Source organism: Pseudomonas sp. JBR1, from assembly GCF_028198185.1.
In the GTDB taxonomy this organism is placed as follows: Bacteria; Pseudomonadota; Gammaproteobacteria; order Pseudomonadales; family Pseudomonadaceae; genus Chryseomonas; species Chryseomonas oryzihabitans_E.
In genome coordinates, this window is record NZ_CP116340.1 from 2,140,562 (window position 1) to 2,160,875 (window position 20,314).

Here is a 20,314-nt window from a genome sequence, read left to right on the forward strand (position 1 = left end):
AAGACAAAGCTGTGCTCGACTAACCCTGGCCTAAGCAAAACCTCGGCATGCCCGGGCTCGATGTCATCCAGTTGCACCAGGTGCTGAACGCGCTGCGCCACCTGCACCGCTGACCAGCGGCACCGACTCACACTCAGCACCAACTGTTCAATCATTCAACGATCATTGTATTATTGAATCATGAATGAAGATCTCGCCGTATCCGCCCTTGCCGCTCTTGCCCATGCCCAGCGCCTGCGGGTCTTTCGTGCCCTGGTAGTCGCGGGGGCCGAAGGGCTAACCCCCAGCCTGCTGGCCGACCAACTCGACGTGGCGCGCAGCAATCTCTCCTTCCACCTCAAGGAGCTGGCCAATGCCGGCCTGGTCACGGTGGAACAGCAGGGCCGCAACCTCATCTATCGCGCCGCCTATGGGCAGATGAACGCCCTGCTCGGCTATCTCACCGAGCACTGTTGCGCCGGTGTCGACTGCGCGGTCACCGACACCGCCCGCTGCCTCTGCTGACCCACCCGGGCAAAGCCCCTACCCCTGACCTTTCACCGACCTCCACCACCAGGCCCGCCATGAACAGTCCACCCTCCTGCCCGTCGACAGTCCCCCGCATGAACACCTTCGAACGCTACCTCAGCCTGTGGGTCGCGCTGTGCATCCTGGCTGGCATCGCCCTGGGCCAGGTGGCGCCCGGTCTCTTCCGCTTCATCGGTCGGATCGAGGTGGCTCAGGTCAATCTGCCGGTCGGCCTGCTGATCTGGGTGATGATCGTGCCGATGCTGCTCAAGGTGGATTTCAGCGCCCTGGGCCAGGTACGTCATCACTGGCGCGGGATCGGCGTCACCCTGTTCGTCAACTGGGCGATCAAGCCCTTCTCCATGGCCCTGCTCGCCTGGCTGTTCATTCGCCAGCTCTTCGCCCCCTGGCTACCGACCGAGCAGCTGGACAGCTACATCGCCGGCCTGATCCTGCTGGCGGCGGCGCCCTGCACCGCCATGGTCTTCGTCTGGAGTCGGCTCACCCAGGGCGATCCGCTGTTCACCCTGTCCCAGGTCGCGCTGAACGACACCCTCATGGTGTTCGCCTTCGCCCCCATCGTCGGCCTGTTGCTGGGGCTGTCGTCGATCGCGGTGCCCTGGGCCACCCTGCTGATTTCGGTGGTCCTCTACATCGTGCTGCCGGTGATCCTTGCCCAGCTCTGGCGGCGCGCGCTGCTGCGCCAGGGCCAGGCGGCCTTCGACCGCGCCCTGGCTCGCCTGGGGCCGCTCTCGATCGCGGCGCTGCTGGCCACCCTGGTGCTGCTGTTCGCCTTTCAGGGCGAGGCCATCCTGGCGCAGCCGCTGGTGATCGCCCTGCTGGCTGTGCCCATCCTGATCCAGGTGCTGTTCAATTCGGCGCTGGCCTACTGGCTGAATCGCCTGGTGGGCGAAAGCCACAGCGTCGCCTGTCCGTCGGCGCTGATCGGCGCCAGCAACTTCTTCGAACTGGCCGTGGCCGCCGCCATCAGCCTGTTCGGTTTCCACTCGGGAGCCGCCCTGGCTACCGTGGTGGGTGTCCTCATCGAGGTACCTCTGATGCTGCTGGTCGTCCGCCTGGTGAACGGTTCACGCGGCTGGTACGAACGTGGCGCCCTCTCCTCCCGTCGAGACCTCCCATGAGCAGCGACATCACCATCTATCACAACCCCGCCTGCGGCACGTCGCGCAACGTGCTGGGCCTGATTCGCAACAGCGGCGTCGAGCCGACGGTCATCCACTACCTGGAGACACCGCCCGATCGGGCGCAGCTGGAACGGCTGATCGCGGACCTGCGCATGCCCGTGCGCGACCTGCTGCGCCAGAAAGGCACGCCCTATGCCGAGCTGGGGCTGGACGATCCGCAACTGGACGATGCGGCGCTGATCGCCGCCATGCTGCGCCATCCCATCCTGATCAACAGACCCATCGTCGTGACGACCCTGGGCACCCGGCTCTGCAGGCCCTCGGAGCAGGTGCTGGAGATCCTGCCCGAGCCGCAGCGCGGGCCTTTCGTCAAGGAAGACGGCGAGGTGGTGGTACCGCCTGCCGCGCCGCTCGGCTGATCGGGGCCGCCATGCGCGACATTGCCCGCGATAAGGACAGCGCCTGGCAGGTCTTCCTGATCTTTCTGCGCCTGGGCTGCACAAGCTTTGGCGGCCCCATCGCCCACCTGGGCTATTTCCGCCAGGCCTTCGTCGTTCGCCGGCGCTGGCTGGACGAGCCCGCCTACGCCGAACTGGTCGCCCTTTGCCAGCTCTTGCCCGGCCCCACCAGCAGCCAGGTCGGCATGGCCCTGGGTCTGGGCCGTGCCGGGGGCGGGGGCCTGCTGGCGGCCTGGCTAGGCTTCACCCTGCCCTCCGCGCTATTGCTGATCCTCTTCGCCCTCGGTCTCGCCCGCTATCCAGAGCTGGCCGACTCGGCGGCGGTGCATGGCCTCAAGGTTTTCGCCGTGGCGGTAGTGGCCCAGGCGGTCTGGAGCATGGGCCGCACGCTGTGCCCGGATACCCGGCGCCGCGTCGTCGCCCTGATCGTTGCCGGTCTCACCCTCTGGCTGCCTGGCTCAACCGGTCAGCTACTGGGGCTGGGGCTTGCCGCCCTGGTCGGTCGCCTGGCACTGGCGCCGACTGCCACGCCGCCGGCCCTGGTCCTACAAATGGGACCCTCCCGGCGCCTGGGTGTCGTCGCCCTGCTGCTGTTCCTGTTGCCGCTTCTGCTGTTGCCCGCCTGGGGTAGCCTAGGCGAGGGCGTCTACCGCGCCGGCGCCCTGGTGTTCGGCGGCGGCCATGTCGTGCTACCGCTGCTGCAGGCGGTGGTGGTCCCCACTGGCCTGGTCAGCGATGGCCAGGTGCTGGCCGGCTATGGCCTCGCCCAGGCCGTACCCGGACCGCTGTTTACCTTTGCCGCCTACCTTGGCGCCCTGGTGCCCTCGGCGCTCCCCGCCTGGTTCAACGGCCTGCTCTGGACCCTGCTGATCTTTCTGCCCGGCACCCTCGTCCTGCTCGCCGCCCTGCCCTTCTGGCAGAGCCTGCGCCAGCACCCCGGCTGGCAACGCGCCCTGACCGGTCTCAACGCCGGCGTAGTCGGCCTGCTGCTGGCGGCGCTCTACGATCCGGTCTGGACGGGTGCCATCCACGGCCTGCTGGACGTCGCCCTGGCCGCGCTGGCCCTGGCGCTGCTCTTGCGTACCCACTGGTCCCCGGTACTGATCGCGCTACTGGTCGTCCTATTCGTCAGTCTATTGAACTTTTAGCGCACTACCGTTTGGCGGCGTGCCACTAGTGGCCCGATGAAATTGCGGCGTGGTTCGCTGTAGCTCCGTGAAAAGCTAGGCACTGTCGGCGTGACGTTCAGCTGTCAGAAACGTCTTGCCCTACGCGAGAACGTGTCCAGCGAGCGCTCGGCCTGACATGCATTAAGGATGACCGCCATGACCTACAAGAATCCCCTGGACACCGCCGCTCCCCTCTTCACCTCTGCCTTCGCCAAGGCGCCCCTGGCCGCCGCGCCCGCCAAGCCGGCCGGCACCGCTGATGGAGTCACCTACTACGCCTTCCACAGCCAGCCGCGCCTTACCCTGGATATCAATGCCGCGCCCGAATACGTCGGCTTCGCCAAGACCTTCGACGCCAAGGGCCCGCACTATGCGGCCGGCTCGACCCTGAGCGAACTGACCCTGACCGGTCATTGGGAAGACCAGGTCACCCGCCTCGACGGCCATACCCGCGGCGCCACCGCCAGCGACAGCACCCTGGATTCGAGCATCGCCAAGCTCACCGTCAGCCTCACCGACACCGCTGACAACCAGTTCTACGAAGGCGACAGCATCACCCTGCACAACTTCGACGGCCTGCAGACCTTCGATGGCTCCAGGTCCACAGCCGGCCTCTCGATCGACTTCCTGCATGACTACACCGAAGGCCATGACTACACCTATTCCAGCCAGAGCGCCTTTCTCAAAAACGTGATCACCGGCAGCGGCGGCGATCTGCTCCAGGTCAGCACCCGCACCGCTCCGGAACTTGAAAACGTGGCGGCTTTGAGCAACTCGCGGGTCAAGGCCATCACCGTCGACAGCGGCGCGGGCGGCGACCAGATCGGTGCCCATATCCAGCAAGCGGACATGGTCATCAATGCCGGTGCCGGCAGTGATTTTGTGGACCTGCTGTTCAAAGAAGGCATAGCCGCCCACAACGCCACCCTACGCGGCAACTACGGCCATGGCGCCACCGTGACCTTGGGTGAAGGCCGTGACCATCTCACCCTGGAATCGAGTCTGGTCAACTTCGATGGCAGCAGCGCCGCCGCCGCCAATCGCTCCCTGACGGCCAACCATGTAACGGTCACCGACTTCAACGCGAGTGAAGACAACATCCTCTTCGGTTCCGCATTTACCGACCCGTCAGCCGTGGTGACCGTCCAGGATTCTGCCCTGACCAATGCCCATAGCCTTTACGCAGCGCTCAATGTCGTCACTCAATCGACCACTGGGCTGGTCAACGCCGCGGTCTTCCACTACGGCCAGGACACCTATGTCTTCCGTGACGCCGGCTACGAAGGGCAGGTCGATAACTTGGACTCCCTGGTCCAGCTGATTGGCGTCCACAACCTCGATGACGTCGCCAGCACCGTGGCGGCCCGTGAGCGCTATGAACCCGGTGGCACGCTCGGCTGGGCCTGATAGCCCCTGAGCCGAACGGCTGGCTGCCCAAAGCGATCGACTGGGCAGCAAGCCGGCTGCTTCTGTGCGGTATTCGTGGCTTGCCGAAGAAATCGGGCACTCACAGCGCGGACCCAGGGTCTGTCTAGCGATACCCTTTCGAACACGAGGAACGCGCGATGAAGATCCTGATGGTCCTGACCTCCCACGACCAGCTCGGCGACACCGGCAAGAAAACCGGCTTCTGGCTGGAAGAATTCGCCGCCCCCTACTACGTCTTCAAGGACGCCGGCGCCCAGATCACCCTGGCCTCCCCGGCTGGCGGCCAACCCCCGCTGGACCCCAAGAGCGACGCCCCCGACGCCCAGACCGAGTCCACCGAGCGCTTCAAGAACGACCCCGAAGCGCAGCAGGCCCTGGCCAATACCGTCAAGCTGGCTGAAGTGCAGGCCGACGATTACGACGGCCTCTTCTACCCCGGCGGCCACGGCCCGCTCTGGGACCTCGCCGAATCCCGCGACTCCATCGCCCTGCTCGAAGCCTTCGCGCACGCAAACAAGCCCTTCGGCCTGGTCTGCCACGCCCCGGGTGTACTGCGCCACGTCAAGGCCGGCGACGGCACCCCGCTGGTCAAGGGCCGCACCGTCACCGGCTTCACCAACAGCGAAGAAGCCGGCGTGCAACTCACCGACGTGGTGCCCTTCCTGGTGGAAGACGAGCTGAAAAAACTCGGCGCCCGCTACGAGAAGGGTGCGGACTGGGGCGAGTTCGTGGTGGAAGACGGCAACCTGGTCACCGGCCAGAATCCGGCCAGCTCGGAAGCGGCGGCGGATGCCTTGTTGACCAAGCTGGGCTGAGCGTCCCGGACATGAAAAAGCCCGCCTAATGGCGGGCTTTTTCATGGTGGCCTATCACCGCCTATTCAGCGGCGCGCGCGCCAGAGACCTGACCGCAAGGCTGCGGATCAGCATCGTCCACCTCCTACCGACACCTTGGACGCTCTGGTTCGCGGGCCTGTAACCTCAGCTCTCGCACCTTTCACCGCTAGCGCTTGCCGGCGGTTGATCGTCAAGGCTGTCCGAGAGCGCTCGCCCCGCCTACCCCTATTACGATTGACTAATCGAATGAGATCAAAGTGCCATTGGTCGTAAAGGGTGTGGAAATCCAAGGGGCGGCCGACACCCTCTCATAAGCGAAGCGTTTAGCCCTGCTTCGCCCAGACTGGAAAGGACATTCCGTGCGGCTATCTAACTGGTCGTATTTTTCAGAGCATTGCCTGATGAAGAAGACACTGCTTGGCATGCGAGCCTTGATGTCCGTACCTAAGGACAATCCTGGCCTGGTCAAGGCGCAATACCTTGCGCTGTCTCGCCAGCTGCCGATGATGTACTTCATCCTGCTGATCAACACCCTGATGCTGGCGGGCACCCACTATGCCGTCGCGCCACGCTGGCTGGTGGTGTATTGCCCGTTGCTCATGACGCTGTTCGGCGTGATCCGTGCGACGGAATGGATCCGCACGCGCAACCAACCGCGCAGCCCAGCGCAGATGCTGACGGCGTTGAAACGTACCAATGGGCTCGCGCCCGTCGTGGCCCTGGCGTTCACCGCCTGGCCACTGGCGCTGTTTCCCTATGGCGACAGTTACACCCAGGCGCATGTCGCCTTCTATATGGCGATCACCGTCATCGGCTGCATCTTCTGCATGATGCACCTGCTGCCCGCTGCCCTCGCCACCACCGCCGTGGTCAACACGGCCTTCGTGGTGTTCTTCGCGTCCACCGGCATCAGCACCTTCGTGGCCACGGCGATCGACGTCCTGCTGGTGTCCATCGCCATGCTGATCATTCTCAGGGCGCAGTACGCCGACTTCACCCGACTGGTGAACATGCAGGCGCAAACAGCCAAGCTCAGCGAGGAAAACCTCAAGCTGGCCAATCAGGACAGCCTGACCGGCCTCGCCAATCGGCGGCAGTTCTTTGCCCGCCTCGATACCCTGCTGGCCGATGCGCGCGCGCAGGGAACCCGTCTGGCCGTGGGCCTGATGGATCTGGACGGCTTCAAACCGGTCAACGATATCTATGGCCATAGCGTGGGCGACCGGCTGCTCTATCAGGTCGGCCAGCGCCTGAGCGGACTGCTCGACGAGGACGTCCACCTGGCCCGCCTGGGCGGCGACGAATTCAGCCTGATCATCACCCGGGTCTTGAACGACGAGCAACTGCGGACGTTTGGCGAAAAGGTCTGCGCCAGCCTGCGCGAGCCGTTTCTGCTAGTGGACATGCCCATCCAGATCAGTGGCTCGCTGGGCATCGCGACCTTTCCCGACCAGGCCTTTACCGCCACGGACGTCTATGAACACGCCGACTACGCCCTGTACCAGAGCAAGCGCCACCGCCCCGGTACGGCCTGCCTGTTCAGCACCGCCCATCGCCAGCAACTCAATCGCGAAGGCCTGACCGAACAGGCCCTGCGCCGCGCCGACCTGGAGCGCGAGTTCTACATGGTGTTCCAGCCCGTCGTGGATATTCACAGCAAGCAGACCGTGGCGTTCGAAGCACTGGCACGCTGGGAAAGCCCGGAGCTGGGCAACGTGCCGCCCGGTGACTTCATCCCGACCGCCGAGCGCGTCGGCATGGTCAATCGCCTCACCCTGCCCTTGCTAGGCAAGGCACTGGAGGCGGCCGCGCAATGGCCTGCCGGTATCCGCCTGGCCTTCAATCTCTCCGCCCACGACTGTGGCTCGGAGGACGCCGCCCAGCAGATCGTCGAGCTGATCAAGCGCAGCGGTTTCGACCCGGCCTGTCTCGACCTGGAAATCACCGAAACCGCCGCCATCCAGGACCTGCCCCAGACCCAGCGCGCCATCAGCCGCTTTCGTGAGCTGGGCTGCGGCATTTCCCTCGACGATTTCGGCACCGGCTACTCCAGCCTGAGCCAGATCCATGCACTGTCGCTGACCAAGCTGAAGGTGGACCGCACCTTCGTCACCGACCTCCACCTCGACCCGGCCAGCTTCAAGATCGTCAAATCCCTGATCGCCCTGTGCCAGGACATGCAGCTGGAGTGCATCGTGGAAGGGGTGGAGACGGCTGCGGAACTGGGTGCGTTGAAGAATCTTGGGTGTACTCGGGCGCAGGGCTATCTGTTCGCCAAGCCTATGCGTGCGAGTGATATTGGGGGTTGGTTGGAGGGGGAGCATCTGGCTGAGGTGTTGGCGGTTTGACTCGTAGGGGGTATCAGGTGCGACGCGAGCTCCTGCCCAAGTAGCGAACCATGATTCAGCCACGTCTGCTCACAACTGTAGTCCCGCAACACCGTGCCCGCTTTTGTTTACTGAGGCACTCATGCCATTTCATTCAGAGTGTTCAAGAAGTTTAGGTCAGGCCGATGAGTGGGGGCTTGACCCTGCAATTCTGAAGCCCGCGGAAAGCCGACAGAGACATACTCGTTTGCAGGACACGCTCGGCCCGTCGGTCTTGGAACATGAATACCGTGATGCGATCATTCCGTGGCTGCTGGCGGTCAGAAGCGGATGTCGACAAGCGACCGCAAAGCTGTCATTGGCGTAGGGCAGCCAGCGGCCAAAAGCGGACTGTTTGTGGACGCCCTCCAGAGTGAGGCTCGTGATTGTCTAGGAACCTGGGGCATATTCACGCAAGCGGTACGAGTGATCGATATCGGCCACACGATTCGGCGGAACTCCTTCGGTCGTGAGCAAATTGACTGTGCGTAATGCATATTAGAAATATTATCGAAAGTCGCCGAATAGCGGTAATGCATGAGAAATAGTTAATGAAGCGGGTTCACTATTTTCAAATAACCGCGAACCTGCGCAGAAACAGCACGAACACCGTACGGGCATTTTTCTTAAATTATAACGGTGGCAGAGCAATGAAGAGCATCGACATTCATTACCACGAGCACGCCCTCGAAAAAAATTACATCCTGATACTCACATCCAACGACAAAGAAAAGGATGCGCTCAACAGCATTCTAAAGCACAAGGCAGAGCTGAGGCTTCAGATGCCCAACAGAGGCTGCACCATCGGTACCTTGGATAAAAGGCTAATTGTGCATTTGAGCGGCGCGAGTGGCGCATCGAAAGAGGGTTCTATCGCCAACGCGGCAGTCCGATTTATCGAAGCTTACTCGACGCCGCGCCTAATAATTTTGGCCGGCATCTGCTGGGGTGATCCCAATTTTACGTTCATTGGTCAGACATTGGTATGCACCCATATCTTGTCACTGAATGATATGGAAGTCACGCCTACTGGCACTCGTTACAGAAAGAGATCCTTCAAGAGCAATACGGTGTTGGACGAAGACCAACTCGCCAGCGTGCCTTGTACCACCGCGACTATGGCGAGCCTGGAAACTCTATATAAAAGCGATGCGGCCCGCGACGACTTGCTGGCACAGTACCCGGAGGTGAAAGCAGGAGAAATGGAAGCCTTCGGTTTTGTGCAAAGCGTCGGCCAGGTGCCGTGGGTCGTTGTCAAGACTGTGTCGGATTACGGTGGCGATAGCTTCTCGGATATCGCGCAGAAAGAAATTGCTGCTACGACAGCCCAGCGTCTACCTATCATTATCGACTCGTTGTGCCAGTCGAATGGCTACAGCTTTGAAACTGTGTCTTCCGCTTACCTTCATCTGTTCGACGCGATGATTGGCGACACCATTTCTTTACACGAACGAGATGTGAAAAAAATAGGGCTAAATGACATACTCAATAACGAGTATGGCCCTCTACTGCTACGTAAGTTGCGTAACTACTGTTCTGAAACCGAATATGACGCTGAATTCCCTTTTCTGATATGTGACGTTCTTCTCGAACTTTCCCAAAATGCCTTCAAACACAACGGCTCTAAGACGTTAAGCATCTGCCTGAATGCCACATCGATTACGGTGATGACCGACAACGACGTGTTCGATATGAACCAGCTAACTACAGGACGCGGGGGGGCAGAGGCTTGGAAGGATTTTTCGGAACGCTACATGGACAATGGAAATATCTCTTATCGGGCCAAGAAAAATCACCACAGATTCTCGCTCCACCGAGTTAATAAGAACCTTCGAAGAGCTAAGGAAAACTGCGCTGCCACCATCAGACCCGACACGATTGGCAGCGGATTCAGCGCACCCAATGGCATTCTGGTGTTTGAAACCACCTGCTCATCCGTCTTCATCAGTACCGACGGTATCTTAATGCGATCACGTGCATTGTCGATCATCGAAGACATCAAAAGACGCCTTTCACAAGGTCTGGTTATCTACCTGTGCTGCCGTAATTCGGATGAAGCCCAGCGCTACAAGAGCGCAATAGGAGATGACACGGAAAAACTAAGAGTATTTACCGTCTAGATGATGGCAGTGGCTATTTCTCCAAACACGGGCTGCACGACCATGTCGTGGTAGCTAAGAGTCCGCTTTCGGCCAATTGCAGCAGGTGGCAATGGGCCGCGATTTGCTACAAACGGCTTATGTCGTGCATCTACTCTCCACCTAAAGCTGATCGTGAGCAAAGACAGAAGCCAGACAGCACCATCATCCAGTGGTATGTATGAGGCCAACACTTATCAATGGCAGCTTACAAACCCCTTGTCAGTCAAGCTCGCGAGACAAGTGATGACCATCCTAATTAAATGGCTATCATTTATTTACATAATTATCTACGTTGGTATGTGGCTCATAGATAGCGATCTCTTGCTCTTTTGCAACGCTGCAAAGACTTTCATAAAGCTTAAACCTGGAATATTGATCCAAGATCTCTGGTGCAATTTTCCGTGCTAAGGTTGGACAGCAATCTTTATTCGACTTTACCCTGAAATGCAAGTAGCTCTTTCGAATCATTTTCAAAGCATCTATGGGGTTGTCTTTCAGCTTTCTCAGTATCGAGAGACCGAAGGTTTGGTCTGCATTCACGCTCTTTTCAAGCAATTCGTCTACAGTAGGAGTTCCCTTGATGTTCGCAATCGTGTAATGGATGAGCGCTTGCATGATATGCTTTACTTTATTTATTTGGATTTCAGGATCTAAGGTATAGGATCTAATGCGAGCTTGATGAATGACATCCTTCTCGATGTCTTCTAATCTCCGGCCGCGGTACTGAATACCGAATTGCCCCGCAAATATATGAAGATCTTTAGGGCCGCCACTCCAGTCGCTCGGATTGAAGTTCCAGCTTCTCACTCGCTGCGTAAAGCGAGTGAGGATTTTCTTCCCGCCATACTTGCTTGAGAGGTGAACGTATTTTTGAATAGATCCAAAAAGCTCGACATAACAGTAAAGCTCACTCCTATCTGAAAACAATGTAATCTGATGGTTTGGATGCCAGTCTTCGTGCTCATATTTTTTGACCTCATATATTTTTTCCTCGTCTGTTGTCGGATAGTATTGTATGACTAAATTTTGGTTTCCTTCAGAATTAGATGCGTCTAACAAGTGAGCAATGAAATCCTCAAGAAAACGACTTTCAATACCAGAGTAAATAGCAAACTCCAGGGCTATTTTTGATATGCCACGAATAATAGCTATCGAGTTTGGGTTAAAATTGTATATGCATTTTTCTGCATAGATCCCCACGTCATCTTCTTTCTGTATCTTATATCCGTCACCGGCCAGCCTCTGTATTGGCTTACTCTTAGAAAAATCTGTAGCTTGCTTGGTGGTAGATGCAATAATCGTAATGGTTTTTTCTGTTTCGTTACGGAAAAATATTGGGCGATTTGGCAGAACCCGATAATCTTCACATAGCCGGTAACTTGTAGATCCTGAGAGAGATTCAGGCTTAACCTTAGTCAGCACATCGATTTTTACGCCGTTTGTTCTGGAGTCTCTATCTCGGCTAGTGCCATGCAAAATATTGAACAGCGCCAACTCATCGGAAAATGGTGTATCAATAAGGTCTGCAAGCCTCCCCCCGCAGTCTTCACACAAAATACGGTCAGAAGTTAATTTTCCACCAATTGCGTTTTGAATTATGTGTTCTTCGTGCCTCCGAGTCGCAATTTCGTCATAAAATTTACGACATACGTAGCACCTGTCATTTGAAGTGGAATAACAGTCGATGGCTGGGAATTCTAGCCCTATATTCATGAGATTTAAATTTCCTAAATTTACGACTGGTTAATGATGTTCTTTAATTTATTAATTTGCTGTATTTTTCTAGCCGTTGTGTCTGGCGGGAGCTTGATAATTATTAACCCACCAACAGCAAACATCAATTGCGGCGAGTGGTTGCGCACAGAATTCGCTTTTGGGCAGCAACCAAATACAGAGGTAGAGTGCAGAGTCCTCTGTAATGGTTTTCCACAGCTTTTTTAGATTCGTAATCCAACTGCTTTGGGTGGGATAGCAACAGCCCCGCAGCCGTCGCCAAGTCAGGCGGCTAAACCTCTATCTGCTCGGCCATCTCCAGAGCATCGTCTACCTCGATCCCAAGGTACCTGACAGTGCTTTCCAGCTTCGTATGGCCTAGTAAGAGCTGTACGGCCCTGAGGTTCTCTGTCCTGTGGTAGATCAGCGACGCCTTTGTTCGCCGCAGGGTATGGGTTCCGTACAAGGCTAGATCCAAACCAATCGCTGTCACCCAGGCTTTTACGATCCGTGCGTACTGGTGGGTGGAAATATGCTCGGACTGGGCAAGCCTACTTGGGAACAGGAAGTTTTCGCTTCGAAGCTCGGCATGGCGTATCCAAGCCTCTACAGCTGAGCGTGTCTGCTCTGTGATCTCAAACTGCACCGGACGATGAGTTTTTAGCTGCATCACGATAGCTCTCGGTGAGACGTGCTCCCCGTGGGCTATGTCCCGCACGCGCAGCCTGGTGAGGTCACAGGCGCGCAGCTTGCTATCGATTGCCAGGTCAAAGAGAGCCAAGTCCCTGGTTTTCTGCGCAAGCTGGAGTCTGACGCGAATAGCCCAGATATCCCTAATCCGTAGCGGGGCTTTCTGACCAACGAGCTTTCCCTTGTTCCAAGGCTCGTGGCTGAAGACTGATATCGCTTTCATGGCTTGTTCTCCTCAGTGAGGGGAGTACAAGCATGGGCCCCACCATGGGACGGAGCTATCCGACCCATCAGCCGGTCGCCGAGGCGGAAACGGCCAGAAGCGGACGTCAATAAGCGACCGCTACCGACCCAAAGCGGACGGTCTCGGTAGGCTGTTTACGGCCAGGAGCGGCCGGCCGCAACGCTGGGTCAGGCTGACAGCAGCCGTTCACCCGAGACTGCTCTGTAAGTCCGAAGTCGGATAAGTCAGGCTGGAAGATAGCGACGCCTATCCCAGCCCGGAAAAGATTGGCTGCATCAAGTTGGCAAAGGGTGCCATAGATGGTTCAGCCTCAGCGCCAAGCACTTGTGTGCGTACAACAATCAGCCTTGAGGAAAAGTCGTACAAATTTCAGGATGTACGTGACCATCAAGGTATCCACCCGGTCAGCTCGCCATCCTCGAACTTAATTAGTCCACCAGCCCCTAAGTGACCAACAAGACAATCAATATTCTGTTTTTCGCCATCCTGATCTAACTTTCTCAGGAGCTCTAGGTGCGGCGACGTTGACCGTTTCGCTGGATCGCCGAACCTTTCTTCTTAGTCCCCCGACTCCTCTGTATCTTGCGGAAGCATCTCCCTCATCCCGCAAGATAGAGATAAAGCTACTTTCGCAAAACTCTCTAGCCGATCAGCTCGATCGAGCATGGCCTGTCTATTTTCCTCTTTTTGACTCTCTAGCAGGCCTTCTGTGACAAATCTTGAGACCCGCAATTCTACGGTTGCCTCCAAGCTACCCTTTACGACCTCCTCTAGCCATGGTTTGACCACGTTGACTGATCGTTCGGCGGCAACGCTGAGTGCGTAACGGATCAGCTCCCTGGCTGCCTGATCAATACCGATCGCAAACTCGAAGAGCTTCTTCTCGTCCTCTGTGGCGCCTTCAAGCTCTTCGGCGCTAGGCGGGCGCGCGAAAAACCTGAATTCATCTGCCTCATTCACACCTAAGGAATTAAGCGTGCACAGCAGCGGGTCTAGCTCCCTCAAAGGTCGCATGTACGGAGGCAATGTGTACCGGTGTCCCCAAAGTTTCAGGATGACATCCATGCACTCTGCCAGCGCTGAATCTCGCAGAGTTTCCGACGCATTCTCAGCAGCGGAGATTTTCTCGGCTACTAGGTGTGCCATCCATTGAGCAGTGACATCGTCGCCAAGCATCAAGCCAGCAACGATCCGCTTGCCGAGCTCGATGACAGCCTTAGAGCGATCTAGTGATTCCATCGTGTCCGATCATGTAGTAGCAATTGTAGGGATAGTTGTAGGAGGAGTAGTCATCGCTGGCTGTCTCGTCTCTCGGTGGCTTGCGGCGGACCTTGACGCAGATGATCAGAGATGTGTTTGGATGCCCATCCAACAGTGTACGAATGAACTTGTCGTCGGCGCTGAGCCGAGTGCCGGTCAGCACATCGCGCTTCTCACCGTAGCCCGTGCTGCGCGACCACGATTCGCTTCTAGCCCTGCCACCGTCTGGTAGCGTCCACGTTCGCGCGTCTGGATCTGTCATCGGATTCAGGGCATTGAGGATTTCTTGACAAGGCTGCAGGCCCGGGTTGGCCACCTTGCCAGCCCATGGGTCATATTCATCAAGGCTCAACGAGTCGCTTCCCGACTTGACCCAGCCGAACAGCCTCAGCTCTGGATCATCAACCTGCTCTCGATGGTCGATGTGATCCGCGTCTGGAAGATAAATGTCTCCTGGGCAAGGGCTCGTCTGCATGGCGGTTAGAAGAGCAGCCGCATGGCACGAAGGAACGAGTACAGACCTGACCGACACCGTTTCACCATTGACCGCATCGGTGGTCGTCCAATGCCCCCAGAGGACCGTCATGCCGTCGTCTGTTCTCAGTTGGTCATCCAAGTACTGTCTATCGACTTGCCAGCACCATGAGGTATCAGATCGATCGCTACCCGACGATGCGACCTTCAGTATCTCGGGATCGCGCCGGTCTGCAAGCCACCGGTCATCACTGCGAGTGAGCAACTGTCCTCTCAACCAATCGTCGAACGGATCTTCTTCCTCATCAGCGCGACGGCGTACCGGCTTTGTCTCCAAAAGCTGGCCAGCGACGAACATCATGGCGTGATAGGACTGATAGACGACGCAATCTTCCACTCTGGGCATACTTCCATGCGAGTGGCTTGTCTCTCTATCACGGAAGAGCCCACGCTCATAACGTTGATCATCGACGCGACGGCGAGGCCCTGGCGACATGCGACCACGCAAGACTGCCCGTGCTTGTTGCTCGATCGATTGCTGATTCAAACCGAAGACGCGGCCCAACGGAGCCAACCAATAGGGGCCGATGTCGATGCCGAAAAAGTACCTCTCGTCGCCCACGGCTTCGTCATCCGAGGCATTGTCATCAACGATCACGTACTCGCGATGGTCGTAAACGTCCCTGGGCAGCGCAGTACGGTTTGCGCCGTTCGCAATGGCGAGCAAATCCGACGACAACGTATGGACTTCATGCAGGCGTTTCAACGCATCCGAGGCGAAGTGCCGGATAACGACGTGCGGCTCCCTTGCGCAAGAGTCTAAGAACGCGAGAAAAGGAGCAACGGAGCGAGGTACGTCCATGGCGCCCCGTGCAAGGGCAATACAGAGCCATTGGCGTGCATGCCACTCATAAAAAACCAGGCCGCGGTCGGCAAATGGCTGCGGGTCAGCTCCTAATGCGCGAGTGGCCAGCGCGGACAACAAGGATTGCCAGTCGAGCTCAAGACAGTTGCGGACGCAGTGGGCATGTTCCCAGCGTTCCGCAGTGGAGGGACGCGCTAAACCCGCCCATAAGTAGCCAGCCAAGGCTTCCACGCAAGAGGATGACGGTGCGAGAGAGTCGTTCCACGGGCCATCACCATCTTCACTTTCGAGAATCTCTTCGAGCAAGTCAAAGCCGAAGTTCAACACTTCATCGGCCTCGTCGCTGGTCAAATGCCGTGCGAGCGGCTCCACCAGATGGAACATGTCGTTCGCATCAAGTGTGTCTAGCTGCGACAGGTATCCCTTGATCCGAGCTGACGCTACATCCTTCTCTGCGATGGCGCCCTCTGCATAGAGCCCATCAAATGGGCCCTCATAACCCCAACCGCGGCGCCCCACTCGGTTGGGTTCGCTTGTAGCCAGCAAAAGGGCTGCCTTTTTTAGTTCGTTGCGGACGGACAGGGGCCTCTTGCTCGCCTCGGGGAGCTGCCTGATGACTTCCATGAAGCTGAACACACTGAACTCGTCATCCGACTGGAGCGCACGAAGGTATCCGTCGAGCTCCGACAGTTTCGCGCGCCTACAGCCTTGCTCATAGAACTCACTAGCGTATGAACGACCATCAACCTTCTTGAGCGATCGCCGTGCCGCGACAACCGCAGCTGAGTCGCAGAGATCAACGCCGTTGAAGATGGCATCCCAGTCGGGCTTCTGCACCTCTCTACGAGGATCCGACCGGGACGTGCGAGCAGCAGTCACCGACTCACCGTCTCCTTTGGCCACAGATGCCTGAAGCAGCCTCTCCAAATCTGGAAGCGGCATCGCCACGTAGTCGGCCAGAACCTTGAGTTCGCGCCAAGTGGGCGTTTCGTGGGTCTGGATGCGGAGGAATCGGTAGGCGATCTGCAGGATTGACCTTTTCCGATCGCTGTCTGATTCCGCCTCCATGGCCGCTTTGATGTCGCTGACGCGATTCCATCCCGCCTCGGTGCCACTCAGCGCCACCGCTGCCTTTTTTGGGAAGAGCCCTTGGTTGATCAGGCTGTAGATTGCAACGGGAAAAAGCTCGCCAGCAGAGCCGAACTCTCGGTCTCGCCAGCGACTCAGAATTGCCAGGCTGGATGAAGGGCAAAGACCGACCAAGCCCTCGACCAAGCGATCCCAGTCCATGTATTTGTCTCGGGCCATATGGTCGTAGCTGAGCTCGGCAATCCTTGCTAAACGATAGGCGGTCCGAGATCTTGTCCTACCCGAGCAATGTGCAGCATCCGCCAATTCTAGGAACGTTGTCCATCGAGAGAGGTGTTCTTCTCCGATCTTGCTGGCGATGTCGATCGCCTTGTCGAAATAAGCAGCCGCTTCCGACTTGCTCACGCAAAAGATCGCGCGCGCTAGCTCCTGAAGATCCTCAACCTGTGCCTCCGCATCGCTGCGCGACGCGGTGATCTGATCGAACGCCTTAGAGCTGAGTCGCAGTGAGAAATCGCCCATCCCCGCTGTTCGCGCAGCGATGTGGCACATCCTCGTGAGAGTGCTCGAGTAGACGCGGTCGCTATTGTCGCCCCACTTAAATAGCGCGTCGATCTGAGCGGGCTTAATGGAGCCCGCATCGCGAAGGATCCGTACCCACTCGATGGCAACAGCTTTCTCCCAATTGAAGCTCCGCTGATAGTCACGTGATGACGCAGACTTCGTATGTTTCAGCGCAAGCTCAACTTCGTGATCAAGGTTGGGAGACTGGCGGCCACAGGCGATCTCAGCGGCCAAGACGAACCAAGGTATAAGGCCCCCTGTCACTTGCTGCAACTGGGACGCTTGTTGGCTCTTAACGGGAGATTCCTTCGTCTCTAATTCAAGACGGATATCCTTGGGCGCCAGATCAATCAACTCAATGCGTTTTCCGCGTAGCGCGGCTTCCAGAGCATAGGCCCGAAGGAGGTCTGCTCGCTCGTCATCGAAGTCATAGCGTTGGTGAGGCGGATCTTCTGGCAAATACCGGCGCAACATTTCGGCCCAAGTCGCATCGTCGCGCGGGAGACATCGGAGCGCCAGCGTGATTGCAGACCGGACTCCTTCCAGTACGCTGCTCCCAGACCTCCATGAGAGATGTTCCTCGGGTAACTTGACCTTAGGATCTACCAAGATGCCCATCAGGTGCCGCAGCGGCTCCACCGGCAACAGATGGGCGACCCGGGCTGCTTCGGTAGCCAGGCCCAGCATCATCCAGGCATCCCCGTCGGCGTGCTCGGCGAGTTCATCGATTCGCTTGAAGTCGCCGGCGTCCGCAAGTCGGGCGGTAACGAGCTTCGTGGTTCTCAGTACGGTGGATCTAGGACTCCATCCTTTCAAGAAGCGCGCGGCCTCGGCAGGGCCTCGCAATCTCAGCAAACCGATAGCAATCTCAGCGACATCGGCGTCGTCGATCTTGTCCTCCTTGCGGCGCTTGGGTGGCAGCTTGCTCCAAGCGATCAATGACTCCCAGGCCATGCGCAACCTGCTTCTCGCCTCAGGGATGAGGTCATCGTTTCCGGCAAGCAGAACCGCCTCGTACGCGTGATACGAGCCAAGGAATCCGCCGCCGAACGTGCGCCTGGAGACCATTTCTTCGATGCGATCTGGCGCAAGCAGAACGCTGGCAATGTCAGTGTTCTGCTGGATGAGCATGTTCTGTCGAGCCTCGCCAGCTACCTCGCCACCGACCTTCAGCGCGAGCTTAGCGGCGGCAACATGCCGCCCCTGCTGCAAGCACGCTCTTAGCGCGAACATCAGCCGTTGCAGCTCGACGTCTCGTCGCTCTAGAGGGTTGAGCTCTGGCAAGCTCTCATTCGAAAGCGCCAGCGCAATCAGCTCGTCCATCCGGCCGGCAGACAGTAGCAATTGCGGCAGCGCCGCCGCCACATATGAACTGGTCGACGCAAGCGGCTTCAGTTTTGCAAGAAACGCATCAAGCGAAGCCGCATCGGGCTTGAATGTCTCGTTGAACCAGGTCTCTGCCGGTTCGTCCATGAAGTGCAGACCTGAGTCCTTGACGAACAGCGGTCGCCCAAACTCAGTAGCAAACGTACGGACGGCGCTCTCGGGAACGCCGGCGATCTGCGCCAAAATGGAAATGGGTACCAAGGGCCGGAGCACCGCGAGGCCTTTGCAGATGAGGTCTATCTGCTTCGCTTCTGTCGGGCCCCATTCGGCTTTCAGCCTATCGATAGCTTTGGTCAGAAGGCCTCCGATCGCGAGTTGAACCGTCGTCGGCGTTGGCCCCAGAGCCCTCAGCATGTTGCCGATGGAAGGGGTTCCCTCCATCGCCAGCGCTTGAACGCGCGGGTTATCGCTACTTAGAAAAGCGAATTCCGCAGCCTCCGCGTCCGTTGCCTCAGGATAGTTCAGCCGTAGGTGCGTGGCAGTCTCAGTTTTGGAGAATGGCTCTAGCTTGATCACTATGGCGTCCAGCGGAGCTCCCAGGTGGCCCCGTCGGTGTGATCGGCATGTGAATGCCAACCGCACCCCGTCGGGCATGTCCGTGTTGATAAAGTCATGGACAAAGGCACGCTCATTGATCTCATGTGCCGCCATATACGCGTTGTCGGCCGCGTCGACGATGACGCAAAGGCTCGCCTGAGGCGTGCGGGCTCTAAGAAGATCAATGGCCTGCTTGAGACGAGATACAAAGGCTCGCATGAACTGCTTGGAGTCAGTGCCGCTGGACGGAATCAACGGCAGGCAAAGCTGCTGTCCTGAGAGCTCGTTCGCGATCTGAACGAGGGCATCGCGGTACCGATGGCGATACTTCAACGCTTGGCGATAGGTCCCATCACCGAAGCAGTCGTACAGAACCGCCACCGATCCAGCCGGCATGGCACGGGCCAGGTGAGCAGAAAGAGTCGACTTGCCTACCCCACCGTCGGCATGGATGACCACCGGGCGTTGGGCGGTGAGCAGCGTCGTCAGGATGCCTACCTGCTGCTCCCGTGGAAGCGCCTGCTTCGGTTCTGAGATCAAAGAGGGCGCCGGCAGCAGGTCGATTTCGGTCACCCGCAGTGCGCGGAGTACGTCGTAGAGGCGGATGGAGCGGTCCTTCGCTCCCTCATCGGTTGCCCGGCGGGTGACCAGTTCCTTCAGTTGGAGTGCAGCCTCGGTGTCCGGTTCGGACAAGTATGCGCTTAGGTCCTTACTCAGGAGGTTGCGCTGTTCCCATAGATCCGGCTCACCAGCTTCAACCGAGAAGGCGGCGAAGAAGCTCTGTACGTTGCTGCTAGCTGACGCCGCATAGCGTTTCAGCAACTCGTCAATTTCGCGATGCCGCGGCGCTGTCGCCCCCGCAGCGAGATCAGTCAACGCTTCAAGAACAGCTCCATCCATAGGCCTGTTCGTCAGAAAGACAAACCGAACTTTATTAGCTAGGACGTCCAGACCAAGCGACGCCTCTAGCCAACTGAAACGCCCAGCGAAGCCTTCGATGGTTCCTTTGAGGCCACTTGCCGTCCAGGGGATGTGCGCTCGCGTAGACGAGTGTTTTAGCTGCACATAGCGGATGGACGTTGCCGCTGTAACTTCCTCACTCCCGTAATACAGGCCGACGTCAATGACCTCGTCGCCGACGCTCGTAGATGCATCCCCCTCGTCCAGTGACGCTCCTTCGATCGCCACCGCCACCAGGCCATTTTCTCCGGTAAGGAGCCCGAGGCACTGCCGGGCAGCCCATTGATAGTGGAACTGATCGCCGCTTCTGGAAGGACCTACAGAACCTTGCTTCGCCATATCTTCTGCACTCCTTGCGTCCGTCATTAACGGAGTTTACAGGCACGATATATCCTCTGAGGACCTGTCTATAGCTTCGACTGTTGTAGAGCCATTTTCAGGTGTTGAGTTTGGCAGAATGAAAGGAAGCACCCGCCACATAG

Annotated in this window: 12 protein-coding genes; 8 read left to right on the forward strand and 4 right to left on the reverse strand. The window is 58.1% G+C overall.

What is annotated here, in order from left to right; all coding sequences use genetic code 11:
- The first annotated feature begins 180 nt into the window (after positions 1-180).
- The 8 genes from PJ259_RS09955 to PJ259_RS09990 all read left to right on the forward strand — a co-directional run bounded on the left by PJ259_RS09955 (position 181) and on the right by PJ259_RS09990 (position 10,029).
- On the forward strand, positions 181-504 hold the full coding sequence (locus PJ259_RS09955; RefSeq protein ID WP_059315768.1) for an ArsR/SmtB family transcription factor: 324 nt from the start codon (positions 181-183) through the stop codon (positions 502-504).
- Between the two features lie 98 nt (positions 505-602).
- Positions 603-1,649, forward strand: a complete 1,047-nt coding sequence (gene arsB / locus PJ259_RS09960) for an ACR3 family arsenite efflux transporter (RefSeq protein ID WP_059315769.1) — start codon at positions 603-605, stop codon at positions 1,647-1,649.
- The gene (arsC, locus tag PJ259_RS09965) at positions 1,646-2,071 is read left to right on the forward strand and encodes an arsenate reductase (glutaredoxin) (RefSeq protein WP_271655637.1); all 426 of its coding nucleotides are present in this window, start codon (positions 1,646-1,648) and stop codon (positions 2,069-2,071) included. The genes arsB and arsC overlap by 4 nt, the downstream gene beginning before the upstream one ends.
- Positions 2,072-2,082: 11 nt before the next feature.
- A complete protein-coding gene (gene chrA, locus PJ259_RS09970) occupies positions 2,083-3,258 on the forward strand; it encodes a chromate efflux transporter (RefSeq protein WP_271655638.1) in 1,176 nt (391 codons plus the stop codon).
- 177 nt (positions 3,259-3,435) lie between these two features.
- Positions 3,436-4,686, forward strand: coding sequence for a hypothetical protein (locus PJ259_RS09975; RefSeq protein ID WP_271655639.1), 1,251 nt, complete (start codon positions 3,436-3,438; stop codon positions 4,684-4,686).
- A 158-nt stretch (positions 4,687-4,844) separates the two neighbouring features.
- Complete coding sequence (locus tag PJ259_RS09980; protein ID WP_271655640.1) at positions 4,845-5,522, forward strand: type 1 glutamine amidotransferase domain-containing protein; 678 nt, start codon at positions 4,845-4,847, stop codon at positions 5,520-5,522.
- Between the two features lie 422 nt (positions 5,523-5,944).
- Positions 5,945-7,891: a putative bifunctional diguanylate cyclase/phosphodiesterase gene (locus tag PJ259_RS09985; protein ID WP_271655641.1), complete on the forward strand. Its 1,947-nt coding sequence runs from the start codon at positions 5,945-5,947 to the stop codon at positions 7,889-7,891.
- A gap of 668 nt (positions 7,892-8,559) precedes the next feature.
- Complete coding sequence (locus tag PJ259_RS09990) at positions 8,560-10,029, forward strand: 5'-methylthioadenosine/S-adenosylhomocysteine nucleosidase family protein (RefSeq protein ID WP_271655642.1); 1,470 nt, start codon at positions 8,560-8,562, stop codon at positions 10,027-10,029.
- Between the two features lie 288 nt (positions 10,030-10,317).
- Here the strand turns inward: PJ259_RS09990 and PJ259_RS09995 are convergent, their stop codons facing one another.
- From PJ259_RS09995 to avs3a, 4 genes are all read right to left on the reverse strand, one after another.
- On the reverse strand, positions 10,318-11,763 hold the full coding sequence (locus PJ259_RS09995; RefSeq protein ID WP_271655643.1) for an HNH endonuclease: 1,446 nt from the start codon (positions 11,761-11,763) through the stop codon (positions 10,318-10,320).
- 292 nt (positions 11,764-12,055) lie between these two features.
- The gene (locus PJ259_RS10000) at positions 12,056-12,676 is read right to left on the reverse strand and encodes a tyrosine-type recombinase/integrase (RefSeq protein WP_271655644.1); all 621 of its coding nucleotides are present in this window, start codon (positions 12,674-12,676) and stop codon (positions 12,056-12,058) included.
- Positions 12,677-13,255: 579 nt separating this feature from the next.
- Positions 13,256-13,936: an AVAST type 3 anti-phage proein Avs3b gene (gene avs3b, locus PJ259_RS10005; RefSeq protein ID WP_271655645.1), complete on the reverse strand. Its 681-nt coding sequence runs from the start codon at positions 13,934-13,936 to the stop codon at positions 13,256-13,258.
- Positions 13,914-20,171, reverse strand: coding sequence for an AVAST type 3 anti-phage nuclease/ATPase Avs3a (gene avs3a, locus PJ259_RS10010; protein WP_271655646.1), 6,258 nt, complete (start codon positions 20,169-20,171; stop codon positions 13,914-13,916). Before avs3a ends, avs3b begins: the two co-directional genes overlap by 23 nt.
- Between the last annotated feature and the right edge of the window lie 143 nt (positions 20,172-20,314).

Bases quoted from the DNA above. Each gene is read 5' to 3' on its own strand.
- arsC (WP_271655637.1), top strand. From the start codon at position 1,646: ATGAGCAGCGACATCACCATCTATCACAACCCCGCCTGCGGCACGTCG.
- avs3a (WP_271655646.1), bottom strand. From the start codon at position 20,171: ATGGCGAAGCAAGGTTCTGTAGGTCCTTCCAGAAGCGGCGATCAGTTC.
- PJ259_RS09985 (WP_271655641.1), top strand. From the start codon at position 5,945: ATGAAGAAGACACTGCTTGGCATGCGAGCCTTGATGTCCGTACCTAAG.
- PJ259_RS09990 (WP_271655642.1), top strand. From the start codon at position 8,560: ATGAAGAGCATCGACATTCATTACCACGAGCACGCCCTCGAAAAAAAT.
- PJ259_RS09975 (WP_271655639.1), top strand. From the start codon at position 3,436: ATGACCTACAAGAATCCCCTGGACACCGCCGCTCCCCTCTTCACCTCT.
- PJ259_RS09980 (WP_271655640.1), top strand. From the start codon at position 4,845: ATGAAGATCCTGATGGTCCTGACCTCCCACGACCAGCTCGGCGACACC.
- avs3b (WP_271655645.1), bottom strand. From the start codon at position 13,936: ATGGAATCACTAGATCGCTCTAAGGCTGTCATCGAGCTCGGCAAGCGG.
- chrA (WP_271655638.1), top strand. From the start codon at position 2,083: ATGCGCGACATTGCCCGCGATAAGGACAGCGCCTGGCAGGTCTTCCTG.
- PJ259_RS10000 (WP_271655644.1), bottom strand. From the start codon at position 12,676: ATGAAAGCGATATCAGTCTTCAGCCACGAGCCTTGGAACAAGGGAAAG.
- PJ259_RS09955 (WP_059315768.1), top strand. From the start codon at position 181: ATGAATGAAGATCTCGCCGTATCCGCCCTTGCCGCTCTTGCCCATGCC.
- PJ259_RS09995 (WP_271655643.1), bottom strand. From the start codon at position 11,763: ATGAATATAGGGCTAGAATTCCCAGCCATCGACTGTTATTCCACTTCA.
- arsB (WP_059315769.1), top strand. From the start codon at position 603: ATGAACACCTTCGAACGCTACCTCAGCCTGTGGGTCGCGCTGTGCATC.